The sequence below is a fragment of the Enterobacter cloacae complex sp. IR5441 genome, from assembly GCF_049238215.1.
In the GTDB taxonomy this organism is placed as follows: domain Bacteria; phylum Pseudomonadota; class Gammaproteobacteria; order Enterobacterales; family Enterobacteriaceae; genus Enterobacter; species Enterobacter hormaechei_C.
The window spans coordinates 72,246-87,624 of sequence record NZ_JBMKIA010000004.1; the positions used below are offsets into that span (position 1 = coordinate 72,246).

The window sequence follows — 15,379 nt, forward strand, 5'->3', positions numbered from 1 at the left end:
AATGTCCAAGCAACAGATCGGCGTTGTCGGTATGGCAGTGATGGGGCGCAACCTGGCGCTCAACATCGAAAGCCGTGGTTATACCGTCTCCGTTTTCAACCGCTCCCGTGATAAGACCGAAGAAGTCATCGCTGAGAATCCAGGCAAGAAATTGGTTCCTTTCTATACGGTTAAAGAGTTCGTTGAGTCTCTGGAAACACCTCGTCGTATCCTGTTAATGGTGAAAGCGGGCGCAGGGACCGATGCAGCCATCGATTCACTGAAACCGTATCTGGATAAAGGCGACATCATTATCGATGGCGGTAACACCTTCTTCCAGGACACTATTCGTCGTAACCGTGAACTGTCTGCTGAAGGCTTCAATTTCATTGGTACCGGCGTATCCGGCGGTGAAGAGGGCGCTCTGAAAGGTCCATCCATCATGCCTGGCGGTCAGAAAGAAGCGTACGAACTGGTTGCGCCAATCCTGACTAAAATCGCAGCCGTTGCTGAAGACGGCGAGCCGTGCGTGACCTATATCGGTCCTGATGGGGCTGGTCATTACGTGAAAATGGTTCACAACGGCATTGAATATGGCGATATGCAGCTGATTGCTGAAGCCTACTCTCTGCTGAAGGGCGGCCTGAACCTCTCTAACGAGGAGCTCGCAGAGACCTTCACCGAGTGGAACAAAGGCGAGCTGAACAGCTACCTGATCGACATCACCAAAGATATCTTCACCAAGAAAGATGAAGAGGGTAAATACCTGGTTGATGTGATTCTGGATGAAGCCGCGAACAAAGGTACCGGTAAATGGACCAGCCAGAGCTCTCTGGATCTGGGTGAGCCATTATCCCTGATCACCGAATCCGTATTTGCACGTTATATCTCTTCTCTGAAAGAACAGCGCGTTGCAGCATCTAAAGTGCTGTCTGGCCCGCAGGCTAAACCCGCTGGTGATAAAGCGGAGTTCGTAGAAAAAGTTCGTCGCGCGCTGTATCTGGGTAAAATCGTCTCTTACGCGCAGGGCTTCTCTCAGCTACGCGCGGCATCTGATGAAAATAACTGGGATCTGAACTACGGCGAGATTGCGAAGATCTTCCGTGCCGGCTGTATCATTCGCGCTCAGTTCCTGCAAAAAATCACCGATGCCTATGCTGAAAACGCGGGTATCGCAAACCTTCTGCTGGCACCTTACTTCAAACAAATTGCTGACGAATATCAGCAGGCGCTGCGTGATGTTGTTGCGTACGCGGTGCAGAATGGTATCCCGGTTCCTACCTTCTCCGCTGCGGTGGCATATTACGACAGCTATCGTGCTGCCGTTCTGCCAGCGAACCTGATTCAGGCACAGCGTGACTACTTCGGTGCGCATACCTATAAGCGTACGGATAAAGAAGGTGTGTTCCACACCGAATGGCTGGATTAATATACGGTTAGCCATGCCATCAAGCCCGGTAGAGATACCGGGCTTTTTTATCTTGCCCGATCCACCTACTGTTTAATGGAATAGATTGCGTGAAAATTCTAGTTACTGGCGGTGCCGGTTTTATCGGTTCCGCGGTTATCCGACATATTATTAGCAATACTCGGGATAGCGTTGTTAACGTTGATAAATTGACCTATGCCGGTAATCTGGAATCCTTGCGTGAAGTAAGCGATAGCGAACGCTATGTTTTTGAGCATGCCGATATATGTGATAAAGAGGCAATGGCGCGTATTTTTGCTACCCATCAGCCTGATGCGATAATGCACCTGGCTGCCGAGAGCCATGTCGACCGTTCTATTACCGGTCCCGCTGCGTTTATTGAAACCAATATTGTTGGCACCTATATCCTGTTAGAAACAAGCCGTGCTTACTGGTCTTCACTGGATGAGGCAGCAAAATCCGCCTTCCGTTTCCATCACATTTCAACTGATGAGGTTTACGGCGATCTGCCTCATCCCGATGAACATTCTGACTCCACCCTGTTACCGCTGTTTACCGAGAAAACCGCGTACCAGCCAAGTAGCCCTTACTCAGCGTCAAAAGCGTCCAGCGACCATTTAGTTCGAGCCTGGATACGCACCTATGGTTTACCTGGGATTGTGACAAATTGTTCGAATAATTATGGCCCATACCACTTTCCTGAAAAGCTGATTCCTCTTGTTATCCTTAATGCGCTGGATAATAAACCATTGCCGATTTACGGTAAGGGCGATCAAATCCGTGACTGGTTATACGTTGAAGACCATGCTCGTGCACTGTATACGGTTCTGACCACGGGTAAGCCGGGAGAAACCTATAATATTGGCGGTCATAACGAGAAGAAAAATATTGAAGTTGTTCAGACCATTTGTGATCTGCTCGATGAAATGATACCGAAAGAAACATCCTATCGCGCACAAATTACTTATGTCGCGGACCGACCAGGTCACGACAGACGTTATGCAATTGATGCTCATAAAATTAGCGACGAGCTTGGATGGACTCCTGTGGAAACCTTTGAAAGTGGCATCCGTAAAACGGTTGAATGGTATTTGAATAACCAGGAGTGGGTATCGAATGTAAAAAGCGGGGCCTATAAGAGCTGGATTGAGCAAAATTATGGGGAGCGTAAGTAAATGACGAAACGTAAAGGGATTATATTAGCTGGCGGATCGGGTACACGTCTTTATCCCGTGACTATGGCCGTAAGCAAGCAATTGTTGCCAATTTACGATAAGCCAATGATCTATTATCCGCTCTCTACGCTTATGCTGGCAGGTATACGGGATATTCTGATTATCAGCACGCCTCAGGACACTCCGCGTTTTGAACAACTGCTCGGGAACGGTAGCCAGTGGGGATTGCATATCCAGTACAAAGTGCAACCAAGTCCTGATGGACTGGCACAAGCTTTTATTCTGGGTGAAGAGTTTATCGGTGAGGATAATTGTGCGCTGGTATTAGGCGATAATATTTTCTACGGACACGATCTACCCAGACTGCTTGAAGGCGCAGCAAGCCAGCAAGAGGGGGCGACCGTATTCGCCTATCATGTCAGCGATCCGGAACGCTATGGCGTCGTTGAGTTTGATAAAGACGGTACTGCAATTGGCCTTGAGGAGAAGCCTCAGCAACCCAAGAGTAATTACGCAATAACCGGTCTTTATTTTTACGACAACGATGTGATTGAGATGGCCAAAAGTTTAACGCCGTCCGAGCGAGGTGAACTCGAAATTACCGACATCAACCGCATCTATATGCAGCAGGGACGATTGTCTGTCGCGATGATGAGACGCGGTTATGCCTGGCTGGATACCGGAACGCATCAGAGTATGATCGAGGCAAGCAATTTTATCGCCACAATTGAAGAGCGACAGGGGCTAAAAGTTTCATGTCCTGAAGAAATTGCGTTCCGACGAGATTTTATTGATGCCGAACAACTTCGGGTACTCGCTGAACCATTGAAAAAGACCGGGTATGGTCAGTATCTGCTGAATCTGACCAAGGGATTAGTCTGATTTGACGAAGTAAGCAGTTTTCCTCTGCTTACTCTCGACTGTCCTTTAACGTCTTATTGTCGCTGTAAAACAGGTACTTTGCTTAGTGTAACGACAGGTCTTTTTGTTGAGCAAAAACATTTTTCAAAAAAACTGAAACCTTGACAGCGAATGAAGGTTAGCGATAAAAAACGCTTAGTTAATCATTGTGGTGACTGTGTTATGGTCATCAAAAACTCAAACGTGTAGAAGTCAAACAAATGAAAATAACCATCTCCGGAACAGGCTACGTTGGTCTCTCAAACGGTATTCTGATTGCACAAAACCATGAAGTGGTTGCGCTGGATATCGTGCAGGCAAAAGTGGACATGCTTAACCAGAAGAAGTCCCCGATCGTCGATAAAGAGATTGAAGAATACCTCGCGACCAAACCGCTGAACTTCCGCGCTACCACGGACAAAGAAGACGCTTACCGCGATGCGGATTTCGTCATCATCGCCACGCCAACCGACTACGATCCTAAAACCAACTACTTCAATACCTCAACCGTTGAAGCGGTGATCAAAGACGTTACGGCAATCAACCCGAACGCAGTGATGATCATCAAGTCGACGATTCCAGTGGGCTTCACCAAATCGATTAAAGAAGAGTTGGGTATTGATAATGTCTTCTTCTCGCCGGAATTTCTCCGCGAGGGCAGGGCGTTATACGATAACCTGCACCCATCCCGTATCGTGATTGGCGAGCGTTCCGAGCGTGCGGAGCGTTTTGCTGCGTTGCTTCAGGAAGGCGCAATCAAAAAAAATATTCCTGTGCTGTTCACCGATTCCACAGAAGCTGAGGCCATTAAGCTTTTCGCCAATACCTATCTGGCAATGCGTGTGGCTTACTTCAACGAACTTGACAGCTATGCCGAGAGCTTAGGTCTGAACACCCGTCAGATCATTGAGGGCGTGTGTCTTGATCCACGTATCGGTAACCATTACAACAACCCGTCCTTCGGTTACGGTGGCTACTGCCTGCCAAAAGATACCAAGCAGCTGCTGGCAAACTATCAGGCGGTGCCGAACAACCTGATTTCCGCCATTGTGGATGCCAACCGCACGCGTAAAGACTTCATCTCGGATTCCATTCTCGCGCGTCAGCCGAAAGTGGTGGGCGTGTATCGCCTGATCATGAAGAGCGGTTCCGATAACTTCCGCGCTTCTTCCATTCAGGGGATCATGAAGCGTATTAAGGCGAAGGGCGTGCAGGTCATTATTTATGAACCGGCGATGCAGGAAGATGAGTTCTTCCATTCGCGTGTGATCCGCGATCTGGATGCGTTTAAGAAAGAAGCGGACGTGATTATCTCCAACCGTATGGCGGAAGAGCTGGCGGACGTGAAAGATAAAGTCTATACCCGCGATTTGTTCGGCAGTGACTGATCAAAATCGTGATATAAAAAAACCCGGCGCTCTGCCGGGTTTTCTGTTTTTAAACGTTATAGAAGTTGCGGTACCAGTCAACGAAGTTTTTCACGCCTTCTTTGACTGAGGTTTGTGGTTTAAACCCAATAACGTCATACAGTGCTTTGGTGTCCGCACTGGTCTCCAGCACATCACCCGGCTGGATTGGCATCATATTTTTCACCGCTTCTTTGCCCAGCGCCTCTTCAAGCGCGGTGATGTAATCCATCAGTTCGACAGGCGAACTGTTGCCGATGTTATACACGCGATACGGGGCAGAGCTGGTTGCTGGCGAACCGGTTTCGACCGTCCAGTCGGCATCGGCCTGAGGAATGACGTCCTGTAGGCGAATAATCGCCTCCGCAATATCATCAATATAGGTGAAGTCGCGCTTCATCTTGCCGTAGTTGTATACGTCGATACTGTTGCCTTCAATCATGGCTTTGGTGAATTTAAACAGCGCCATGTCCGGGCGTCCCCACGGGCCATAGACGGTAAAGAAGCGCAGGCCAGTGGTCGGCAGGTTATACAGATGCGAATAGGTATGCGACATCAACTCATTGGCTTTTTTGGTTGCCGCATACAGGGATACCGGATGGTCTACGGAGTCGTCAGTAGAAAACGGCATCTTACGGTTGAGGCCGTATACAGAGCTGGATGAAGCATACAGAAGATGCTGAACCTTGTTGTGGCGACAGCCTTCCAGCACGTTAAGGTGACCTACCAAGTTAGCATCTGCGTAGGCATGCGGGTTTTCCAGCGAGTAACGCACGCCCGCCTGTGCGGCAAGATGGATCACGCGGTCAAATTTCTCATTGGCGAAGAGCGCAGCCATGCCCTCGCGGTCCGCTAAGTCCAGCTTGTGGAAGGTGAAACTCTCGGATTTGAGCAGTTCAAGGCGAGCGAGTTTGAGGTTAGGGTCATAGTAATCATTCAGGTTATCAATCCCAACAACCTTATGCCCTGCACCAAGCAGGCGCTTGCTGACATGAGAACCGATAAAGCCCGCCGCGCCAGTTACCAGAAATTTCATAGTTTCCTCATTTAGTCTGTGTTCTTGTTGATGCCACTGGGCATCAAAGTCCATCTATGATAACGCGTTGGGCTCGACATACATAACCCATCTTTCCGATATAACTCATCGGATTCTTATAGAAAAATCGCCAGCAACGGATACACTAAGGAGACAAGATTATGTTTGCCCTTTTTCATCTGTTAGGGATTGTATGACGCAAAACAACAACAACCTGGTCACACGCAACAATGACCCGGAGCAAATTGATTTACTTGATTTATTGCTACAGCTGTGGCGTAGTAAGTGGGTAATTGGGGCATTTGTTGCTGCTTTCATTGTTCTCGCCGTTATTTACATCACTGTTGCTAAAGAGAAATGGACGTCATCTGCCATCATAGCCCAGCCTGATGCCGCACAAATAGCCACCTATTCTAATGCACTAAACATCCTCTATGGCGGGGCAGCTCCTGCCATGTTGGATATTCAGAATCGTGCTATTAGTCGTTTTAATTCCTCCTTCTCGGCTTTAGCTCAGGCGCTGGAGAATCAGGAAGATCCGGAAAAACTGACTATTGAGCCTACCGTTAAAGGTCAAAGTTTGCCTTTAACGGTAAGCTATCAGGGCGAATCCGCTGAAGCAGCTCAAAAGCAATTAGCTCAGTACATTCAGCAGGTTGACGAGCAGACGGCAAAAGAACTGACGCTTGACCTCAGAGATAACCTCAAGCAGCAGATCACAACCCTGAACGACTCCCTCCAGAATCAGGAGAAAGTCGCTCAGGAGCAGAAAGATCTACGTATCAAGCAGATTACTGAGGCGCTGAAGAACGCAGAAGCCGCGAAGATCACCACTCCGCAGCTTCAGCAGACTCAGGATGTCACTCAGGAAACCATGTTCCTGTTGGGTACCGTAGCGCTCAAGTCAATGGTTGATAACGAAGCGTCACGTCCGCTGGTCTTCTCAGGCACTTACTACCAAACCAAACAGAACTTACTGGATATCCAGAACCTCAACGTTAACCCAGACACTATTCACGTCTATCGTTACGTTATGAAGCCAAATCTGCCTATCCGACGCGATAGCCCGAAAATTGCTATTACCCTCATCCTTGCCGTTCTCCTCGGCGGGATCATCGGTTCTGCTGTCGTCCTCGGCCGTAACGCGCTGAGAAACTACAAGCCAAGAGCCTGATTTACACACAAAAAAAGACCGGGTCTCCCCGGTCTTTTTTTATTTATGCCGTTTCCGCAAATTCTCAATCACCGTCGTTAAATCCAGCTCCTGATCCTGAAGCAGCACCAGCAGGTGATACATTAAATCCGACGCTTCGTTCGTCAGCTCCTCACGGTCATGCACAGTGGCCGCCAGCGCCGTTTCAACGCCTTCCTCACCCACTTTCTGCGCAATACGTTTGGTGCCGCTGGCGTACAGCTTCGCCGTGTACGAGCTCTCGGGATCCGCTGATTTACGCTCTGCCAGCAGCTGTTCCAGCTGATAGAGGAACAGCCACTGGTGGCTCGCCTCGCCGAAGCAGCTGCTGGTGCCTTTGTGGCAGGTCGGCCCAATCGGGTTGACCAGCACCAGTAGGGTGTCGTTGTCGCAATCTGGCGTAATGCTGACCACATTCAGGAAGTGACCCGAGGTTTCCCCTTTCGTCCACAGGCGCTGTTTGGTGCGCGAGAAAAACGTCACCTTGCCGCTGTCGATCGTTTTTGCCAGTGCCTCCTGGTTCATGTATCCCAGCATCAGCACTTCGCCTGAAACGGCATGCTGTACAACCACCGGCAGTAATCCGTCAGTTTTTTCCCAGTCCAGCTGCGCCTGTTGTTGCTCTGTTAACATACCCTGATCTCCACGCCCTGGTCGGCCAGGTACGTTTTTAACTCACCAATATTGATAATCTGTTTGTGGAACACGGAAGCGGCCAGCGCGCCGTCTACGTTCGCATCGCGGAAGGCTTCAAGGAAGTGTTCCATGGTGCCTGCGCCGCCGGAGGCAATCAGCGGAACCTGGCACACCGCGCGCACTTTTTTCAGCTGCTCGAGGTCGTAACCGTTGCGTACGCCGTCCTGGTTCATCATGTTCAGCACGATTTCACCTGCACCGCGTTTTTGTACTTCCTGCACCCAGTCCAGCGTCTCCCATTGGGTGACGCGCGTGCGGCTTTCATCGCCGGTGTACTGGTTAACGTGATATTTGCCCGTCGCGGTATCAAACCAGGTGTCGATCCCCACGACAATGCACTGCACGCCAAAGCGGTCCGCCAGACGCGTAATCAGCTCCGGATCTGCAAGCGCAGGGGAGTTAATCGAAATTTTGTCCGCACCGAAAGAGAGAATTTTCGCCGCATCGTCAGCAGATTTAATCCCGCCCGCCACGCAGAAGGGAATATCAATCACCTCTGCCACGCGCGCCACCCAGCTTTTATCCACCACGCGGCCATCGCTGGAGGCTGTGATATCGTAAAATACCAGTTCGTCTGCGCCTTCTTCGGCATAGCGTTTTGCCAGTGGAACGATGTCGCCAATGATCTCGTGGTTGCGGAACTGCACGCCTTTTACAACCTGACCATCACGCACGTCCAGGCAGGGAATTATCCGTTTTGCCAGCATTGAATCGCCTCCTTCACCGTAAATTTGCCTTCCAGCAGCGCGCGACCCACGATCACGCCGCGTACACCGGTTCCGCGCAGAGCGGCGATATCCGCCAGGTCGCCGATACCGCCAGAGGACTGAAACGCCACCTGCGGATAACGCGCGCAAACCTCTTCATACAGCGAGACGTTAGATCCTGCGAGCGTACCATCGCGTGAAATATCCGTGCACAGGACGTGCTTCAGCCCTACGGGGAGATACATCCCGACCAGCTCTTCCAGCGTTACGCCGGAGTTTTCCTGCCAGCCGCTGACCGCGACCTGCTTGTTACCCTGCGCGTCAATGCGCACATCCAGCGCCAGCACCAGCGCATCCGCACCGAAGCGGCGGAACCAGCCCTTGACACTTTCAGGATCTTTCACAGCGGTCGAACCGACTACCACGCGCGCCACGCCGGCGTCCAGCAAGGCGGCAACATCGGCTTCCGTACGCACGCCACCGCCCACCTGCACCGGGACGTCCACGCCAGCCACCAGTGTTTTAAGCAGCGGGATCTGGCGTTTGGCCGGATCTTTCGCGCCGGTCAGATCGACCAGGTGCAACACCTCAGCGCCCTCGGCGGCGTAAGCCTGTAACCGCGGCAGCGGGTCGTTGCCGTAGTCGCGCTGCTGCCCGTAATCGCCCTGGTGGAGACGAACAACCGTGCCGTCAATTAAATCTAAAGCGGGAATTATCATCACATCTCCAGGAAATTTTTCAGCAGTTGCGCACCGGCGGCGCCGGAGCGTTCCGGGTGAAACTGCACGCCGTAAAAGTTATCTTTCTGCACGGCGGCGGTGAACGCCTCGCCGTAATTGCACTGGGCGATGGTGTAGGCATTCACGGGCATGGCGTAGCTGTGAACGAAATAGAAGTACGCGCCGTCTTCGATACCCTGGAACAGCCTGTTGCCCGCTTTCGGATAAACGCGGTTCCAGCCCATGTGCGGCAGCGGCAGGCCGTGGTCGGTCATTTTCGGCACGTCTTCTTCAATAATGCCCAGCAGATCAACGCCGTTGCTCTCTTCGCTGCGGCGGCCAAGCAGCTGCATGCCGAGGCAAATGCCCAGCACCGGTTGAGTACAGGCTTTGATGAGATCCACCAGCTCGCGCTCATGGATCTGATCCATCGCCGCCTGGGCGGTGCCTACGCCCGGCAGAAAGAGTTTATCCGCGCGCAGCACCACATCCGAGTCGCGGCTCACCACCGGCTCGTAGCCGTGGCGCATAATCGCCGATTGTACGGAGTTCAGATTGGCGCATCCGGTGTCCAGAATCACCACGTTCATTACAGCACTCCTTTCGACGAGGGCAGGGCATCACCTTCCACGCGGATCGCCTGGCGCAGGGTACGGCCAAAGGCTTTGAACAGGCTCTCGACGCGGTGGTGATCGTTTTTGCCTTTGGTTTTCAGGTGCAGCGTCAGGCCCATGGTGTAAGAAAGCGAGCGGAAGAAGTGTTCCACCATCTCGGTGCTGAGATCGCCCACGCGCTGGTAGGTAAAGTCGGCTTTGTATTCAAGGTGCGGACGCCCGGAGATATCCATCGCGCAGCGCGCCAGGCACTCGTCCATCGGCAGAACAAAGCCGAAGCGGTTGATACCGCGCTTGTCGCCGAGCGCCAGCTTCAGGGCTTCGCCCAGCGCCAGGCCGGTATCTTCCACGGTGTGGTGATCGTCGATATACAGGTCGCCCTTAACGGTGATCTCCATACGGAAGCCGCCGTGAGTGGCGATTTGATCCAGCATGTGGTCAAAGAAACCGACGCCGGTGTGGATCTTGCTGCCGCCTTCGCGGTCCAGCCAGACCTTCACGTCGATCTGCGTCTCTTTGGTGTTGCGTTCAACGTGGGAATAGCGGTCGCGTCTGGTGAGTTGCTCGCCAATCATCGCCCAGTTTAGCGTGTCGCGGTTATAGCGCAGGCCCGCAATGCCCATGTTGTCCGCCAGCGTGATATCCGTGACGCGATCGCCGATCACATAGCTGTTGCTTTTATCCAGCGCCTCTTCCGCCAGATAACGTTCAACAAGCTTCACTTTTGGCTTGCGGCAGTCGCACTCGTCGGCAGGCATATGCGGGCAGATCAGCACTTCGTCGAAGGCGATGCCCTGCGAGGTCAGCACCTGCATCATCAGGTTGTGCGGGCCGTCAAAGTCTACCTGCGGGAAGCTGTCGGTGCCCAGACCGTCCTGGTTGGTGATCATCACCAGCTTATAGCCTGCTTTCTGAAGCTTCAGCAGCACCGGGATCACATCGGGTTCAAAGGCCAGCTTGTCGAAACGATCGACCTGAAAATCGCTGGGTGGCTCCGAGATGATGGTGCCGTCACGATCGATAAAGAGATACTTCTGACTCATACTTTCTCCGCTTTCAGGGCGTCAATCACGCGCTGGCTCTCTGCACGGGTGCCGACGGTAATACGCAGGCAGCCGCTCAGGGTAGGTTGTTTATTCTGGTCTCGTAAGATAATGCCCTGATCCCACAACGATTTAAATATCGCGCTTGAGGCGGTGAAGCGCACCAGGATGTAGTTGGTTTCCGAGTCGAACACCTGCTCCACGCACGGAATCGTTTTAAGGGCATCGACAAGATACTGACGCTCTTCCAGAATCTGCGCCACACGCTCGCGCATCGCGCTGATGCCCTGCGGGGCCAGCGCCTGTGCCGCAATATCGGCAACCGGCGTTGAGAGCGGATACGGGGCAATCACTTTCAGCAGCAGGTCGATAACCGCTTTATTCGCCAGCGTAAATCCACAGCGAAGGCCGGCGAGGGCGAAGGCTTTGGAAAGGGTACGCAGCACAACGAGATGCGGATACTCCTCAAGCCAGCCTGTCAGCGTCGCCTGCGGGCAGAACTCAATGTAGGCTTCATCAGCGACGACCAGCGCCTTGCCGCGCGTCATCTCCAGCAGGGTGCGGATATCCTGCGGATGAATAATCTGCCCGGTGGGGTTATTCGGGCTACAGACAAACACCACCTTCACGCCGTCAAGGTTATCGGCGATGCCCTGCAAATCCAGCTGCCAGTTGTCGAGCGCCTGCACGTTGCGGCAGGCCACGCCAAAGGTTTCGGCGCTGACGCTGTACATCCCGTAGGTGGGCTGGCAGTACATCACCGCGTCTTTACCCGGCTCACAGAAGGCGCGGATCAGCAGCTCAATCCCTTCATCAGCCCCACGGCTGACCAGCACCTGCTCAGGCTTCACCCCTGCATACAGGGCATAGTTCTCGATCACCGCTTTCGGCTGACACTCCGGGTAGCGGTTCAGCGTCTGCTGCGAAAGCTCAAAGGCCACCGCCGTGGGATATTCATTGGCATTCAGCCAGACGTCGCCGTTCCCGCCCAGACGACGCGCAGACTGATAGGGCGTCAGGCGACGGACATTTTCGCGGGCTAATTCTTCGATGTTCATGCTTGCTCCTTCAGGGCGGCAACGCGCAGCGTCACGGCATTTTTGTGGGCAGTCAGGCGCTCGGCGGCGGCCAGGGTTTCAATGGTCGACGCCAGCGAGGCAAATCCCTCGCGGGAGAGTTCCTGCACGGTCATGCGCTTCTGGAAATCCGCCAGCCCCAGGCTGGAGCAGGTTGAGGTATAGCCATACGTCGGCAGCACGTGGTTGGTGCCGGAGGCGTAATCCCCGGCGGATTCCGGTGACCAGTCGCCGAGGAACACCGAGCCTGCGCTGGTTATGCTGTCGACCAGTTCGCGCGCGTTGCGGGTCTGAATAATCAGGTGCTCAGGACCGTACTGGTTGGAGATGGCGATGCACTGGTCAAGATCGCGGGCCACAATCAGGCGGCTGGCGGATAGCGCCTGACGCGCCGTTTCCGCCCGCGGCAGGTCAGCCAGCTGACGCTCAACGGCGTCGCCCACGCGTTTTGCCATGTCGGCATCTGGCGTCAGTAAAATCACCTGCGAGTCAGGGCCGTGCTCGGCCTGCGAGAGCAGGTCAGAGGCCACGAAATCCGGTGTAGCGCCGCTGTCGGCAATCACCAGCACCTCAGACGGACCGGCAGGCATATCAATCGCCGCGCCGTCCAGACGCTGGCTGACCTGGCGTTTCGCCTCGGTCACGTAGGCATTGCCCGGGCCAAAGATTTTGTCGACCTTCGGAATGGATCCCGTCCCGAACGCCAGGGCGGAAATCGCCTGCGCACCGCCCACTTTATAGATCGCCTGCACGCCGCACAGCTTCGCCGCGTACAGGATCTCATCGGCGATCGGTGGAGGAGAGCAGAGCACCACCTTCTGACAACAGGCAATACGTGCCGGGGTGGCCAGCATCAGGACGGTCGAAAACAGCGGGGCAGAGCCGCCGGGAATATAGAGGCCGACGGACGCCACCGGGCGCGTCACCTGCTGGCAGCGTACGCCGGGCAGGGTTTCCACATCCACCGCCTGCAATTTCTGCGCGGTGTGGAAGGTATCAATATTTTTCACCGCGACGGCCATCGCCTGTTTGATGTCATCCCCCAGACGATTGCTGGCATCAATGATTTCCTGCTCGGTAACCTGTAACGCGTCGACCTCAGTTTTATCAAACTTCGCGCTGTACTCGCGCAGCGCGTCGTCCCCGCGGGCTTTGACGTTATCTAGGATCTCCGCCACGGTGCGGGTGATGCTCTCCGAGGCGGAAATTGCCGGGCGCATCAGCAGCTCGCGCTGTTGCGCGTCGCTACAGGTATTCCAGTCGATGATTGTGTTAAAGCTCATGGTCGTTACTCCATCATCTTCTCAATTGGCAGCACCAGAATGGAGCTTGCGCCCAGCGCCTTAAGTTTTTCCATGGTTTCCCAGAACAGGGTTTCGCTGCTGACCATGTGCATCGCCACGCGCTGCTGGTCGCCCGCCAGCGGCAGAATGGTTGGACGCTCAGCGCCCGGCAACAGGGCAATCACTTCGTCCAGGCGCTCGGTCGGCGCATGCATCATGATGTATTTGGATTCACGCGCCTGAATCACGCCCTGAATGCGGGTCAGCAGTTTGTCGATGAGCTGCTGTTTGGCGTCGGCCATCTCGCCGTCGCGCTGGATAAGGCACGCTTTGGAGCGGTAGATCACCTCCACTTCGCGCAGGCCGTTCGCTTCGAGCGTGGCGCCGGTGGAGACGAGGTCACAGATGGCATCGGCCAGGCCCGCACGCGGCGCCACTTCAACGGAGCCGTTCAGCAGACAGGATTTAAACTGCACGCCTTTTTGATCGAGGTAACGCTTCAGCAGGTGAGGGTAAGAGGTGGCGATACGTTTGCCGTTCAGCGCGGCCGGGCCGTCCCAGGCTTCATCGACCGGCGTAGCCAGCGACAGGCGGCAGCCGCCAAAGTCCAGACGACGCAGGGTAAAGTAGCGCGGATCTTCGCCCTGCGCGCGGCGGGTTAATAACTCTTCTTCCAGTACGTTTTCGCCGATGATGCCGAGATCAACGACGCCATCCATCACCAGGCCCGGGATATCGTCATCACGTACGCGCAGAATGTCGATCGGCATATTTTCAGCCAGGGCGATCAGGCGCTGGGTGTGCAGGTTGATTTTAATCCCGCAGCGGGCCAGCAGTTCGCGTGAATCGTCGCTTAAACGGCCTGATTTTTGAATAGCTATGCGTAAACGTGAGTTATCTAACATTCTGTGTTCCTCGTTAACCTGTTTTAACCTGTCTGAATGCGGTCCAAAAAAAGCCCCCGGAAGAAGATCTTCCGGGGGCTTTTTCATGCGTTCATGCACCACTGGAAGATCCAAACGTCTTCCAGCACACATCGCCTGAAAGACTAGTCAGGATGATGGTGATGATGGTGGTTTTTAAAAGGAACGCGTGTCATATAAATTCTCGTTGAATGCTTATGCATTTGATGTCTTTTAACCTAAACCAGTTGTACGCCATAAAGCAAGGGCTTTTTTTGATCATTAATTCATTTCATATTGATGGTATGAATTGTGCGTTCCACCAGGCTGGCGTAGCCTTATAACAGGCATCGTTAAGCGGAGAATGTAATGAAAAAGGTCGCGATTGTCGGGTTAGGATGGTTAGGAATGCCACTGGCGATGTCATTAGCCGCGAAAGGCTGGCAGGTGACAGGGAGTAAGACCACCCGAGATGGGGTTGAAGCGGCACGCATGTGCGGCATTGATGGTGTCGAGCTGCGTCTCGAACCCGAGCTTATCTGCGATACCGACGAGCTGGATGAACTGATGAATGTGGACGCGCTGGTCATTACCTTACCGGCGCGGCGCAGCGGCCCGGGTGAGTCTTTTTACTTGCAGGCGGTGCAGGAGATCGTCGACAGCGCCCTGGCGCACCATATCCCGCGTATCATTTTCACCAGCTCCACCTCCGTCTATGGCGATATCGACGGTACGGCGAAAGAAAACACCGAGCGCCGTCCGGTGACCGCCAGCGGCCGGGTACTGAAAGAGCTGGAAGACTGGCTGCACAATTTGCCTGGCACGCAGGTGGATATCTTACGCCTGGCCGGACTGGTGGGGCCGGGGCGTCATCCGGGGCGCTTCTTTGCCGGTAAATCCGCGCCGGATGGCCAGCACGGGGTTAATCTTGTGCATCTTGAGGATGTTATCGGCGCCATAGAACTGCTTTTGCAGGCTCCGAAAGGGGGGCACATCTATAATATATGTGCGCCTTCGCATCCGCCGCGCAGTACCTTTTATCCGCTGATGGCGCGCCAGCTGGGTCTGGCGCCGCCGGTATTCAGCGAGGCGCAGGGGGAACGCAAAGGCAAAATTATTGATGGCAATCGTATTTGCCATGAACTGGGATTTGAATATCAGTATCCCGATCCGCTGGTTATGCCCATGGAATAATTGCGCCGGCGGAGACAATCGCACACCG

At 53.8% G+C, this 15,379-nt stretch carries 16 protein-coding genes and 1 other annotated feature; of the genes, 6 read left to right on the forward strand and 10 right to left on the reverse strand.

The genetic code is table 11. The features are described from left to right. Position 1: 1 nt before the first annotated feature. The 4 genes from gndA to ugd all read left to right on the forward strand — a co-directional run bounded on the left by gndA (position 2) and on the right by ugd (position 4,871). The gene (gene gndA / locus ACOTX5_RS06680; protein ID WP_023303973.1) at positions 2-1,408 is read left to right on the forward strand and encodes an NADP-dependent phosphogluconate dehydrogenase; all 1,407 of its coding nucleotides are present in this window, start codon (positions 2-4) and stop codon (positions 1,406-1,408) included. A gap of 89 nt (positions 1,409-1,497) precedes the next feature. After that, positions 1,498-2,583, forward strand: a complete 1,086-nt coding sequence (gene rfbB, locus ACOTX5_RS06685) for a dTDP-glucose 4,6-dehydratase (RefSeq protein ID WP_045910859.1) — start codon at positions 1,498-1,500, stop codon at positions 2,581-2,583. After that, a complete protein-coding gene (gene rfbA / locus ACOTX5_RS06690) occupies positions 2,584-3,465 on the forward strand; it encodes a glucose-1-phosphate thymidylyltransferase RfbA (RefSeq protein ID WP_045910858.1) in 882 nt (293 codons plus the stop codon). It abuts the gene before it with no gap. Positions 3,466-3,704: 239 nt separating this feature from the next. Further along, complete coding sequence (gene ugd / locus ACOTX5_RS06695; RefSeq protein ID WP_045910857.1) at positions 3,705-4,871, forward strand: UDP-glucose 6-dehydrogenase; 1,167 nt, start codon at positions 3,705-3,707, stop codon at positions 4,869-4,871. 49 nt (positions 4,872-4,920) lie between these two features. On the opposite strand, the gene ACOTX5_RS06700 is transcribed toward ugd, so the two are convergent. Next, positions 4,921-5,925: an NAD-dependent epimerase gene (locus ACOTX5_RS06700; RefSeq protein ID WP_045910856.1), complete on the reverse strand. Its 1,005-nt coding sequence runs from the start codon at positions 5,923-5,925 to the stop codon at positions 4,921-4,923. Between the two features lie 193 nt (positions 5,926-6,118). On the opposite strand from ACOTX5_RS06700, the gene wzzB reads away from it, so the two are divergent. Further along, positions 6,119-7,099 (forward strand): LPS O-antigen chain length determinant protein WzzB, encoded by a 981-nt coding sequence (gene wzzB / locus ACOTX5_RS06705; protein WP_045910855.1) that lies wholly within the window; start codon positions 6,119-6,121, stop codon positions 7,097-7,099. A gap of 39 nt (positions 7,100-7,138) precedes the next feature. Here the strand turns inward: wzzB and hisIE are convergent, their stop codons facing one another. The 9 genes from hisIE to hisL form a co-directional block, all read right to left on the reverse strand. Further along, positions 7,139-7,750: a bifunctional phosphoribosyl-AMP cyclohydrolase/phosphoribosyl-ATP diphosphatase HisIE gene (gene hisIE / locus ACOTX5_RS06710; RefSeq protein WP_017693103.1), complete on the reverse strand. Its 612-nt coding sequence runs from the start codon at positions 7,748-7,750 to the stop codon at positions 7,139-7,141. Further along, positions 7,744-8,520: an imidazole glycerol phosphate synthase subunit HisF gene (gene hisF / locus ACOTX5_RS06715; RefSeq protein WP_003859481.1), complete on the reverse strand. Its 777-nt coding sequence runs from the start codon at positions 8,518-8,520 to the stop codon at positions 7,744-7,746. Before hisF ends, hisIE begins: the two co-directional genes overlap by 7 nt. Beyond that, entirely contained in the window at positions 8,502-9,239 is a 738-nt protein-coding gene (gene hisA / locus ACOTX5_RS06720; RefSeq protein ID WP_015572395.1) for a 1-(5-phosphoribosyl)-5-[(5-phosphoribosylamino)methylideneamino]imidazole-4-carboxamide isomerase, read from the reverse strand. Before hisA ends, hisF begins: the two co-directional genes overlap by 19 nt. Next, complete coding sequence (hisH, locus tag ACOTX5_RS06725; protein WP_045910854.1) at positions 9,239-9,829, reverse strand: imidazole glycerol phosphate synthase subunit HisH; 591 nt, start codon at positions 9,827-9,829, stop codon at positions 9,239-9,241. The genes hisA and hisH overlap by 1 nt, the downstream gene beginning before the upstream one ends. Next, a complete protein-coding gene (gene hisB, locus ACOTX5_RS06730; protein WP_045910853.1) occupies positions 9,829-10,896 on the reverse strand; it encodes a bifunctional histidinol-phosphatase/imidazoleglycerol-phosphate dehydratase HisB in 1,068 nt (355 codons plus the stop codon). Before hisB ends, hisH begins: the two co-directional genes overlap by 1 nt. After that, the gene (gene hisC, locus ACOTX5_RS06735; protein ID WP_045910852.1) at positions 10,893-11,954 is read right to left on the reverse strand and encodes a histidinol-phosphate transaminase; all 1,062 of its coding nucleotides are present in this window, start codon (positions 11,952-11,954) and stop codon (positions 10,893-10,895) included. Before hisC ends, hisB begins: the two co-directional genes overlap by 4 nt. After that, positions 11,951-13,255, reverse strand: a complete 1,305-nt coding sequence (hisD, locus tag ACOTX5_RS06740; RefSeq protein WP_045910851.1) for a histidinol dehydrogenase — start codon at positions 13,253-13,255, stop codon at positions 11,951-11,953. Before hisD ends, hisC begins: the two co-directional genes overlap by 4 nt. A gap of 5 nt (positions 13,256-13,260) precedes the next feature. Further along, on the reverse strand, positions 13,261-14,160 hold the full coding sequence (gene hisG / locus ACOTX5_RS06745; RefSeq protein ID WP_000886595.1) for an ATP phosphoribosyltransferase: 900 nt from the start codon (positions 14,158-14,160) through the stop codon (positions 13,261-13,263). Positions 14,161-14,204: 44 nt separating this feature from the next. Next, positions 14,205-14,328: a sequence feature (His leader region), on the reverse strand. Beyond that, complete coding sequence (gene hisL / locus ACOTX5_RS06750; RefSeq protein WP_099516347.1) at positions 14,304-14,354, reverse strand: his operon leader peptide; 51 nt, start codon at positions 14,352-14,354, stop codon at positions 14,304-14,306. Its footprint overlaps the feature before it by 25 nt. A gap of 172 nt (positions 14,355-14,526) precedes the next feature. On the opposite strand from hisL, the gene ACOTX5_RS06755 reads away from it, so the two are divergent. After that, positions 14,527-15,351 carry an SDR family oxidoreductase gene (locus ACOTX5_RS06755; protein WP_017383300.1) on the forward strand — a complete coding sequence of 275 codons (825 nt, stop codon included), beginning with the start codon at positions 14,527-14,529 and terminating at the stop codon, positions 15,349-15,351. The last annotated feature ends 28 nt before the right edge of the window (positions 15,352-15,379 follow it).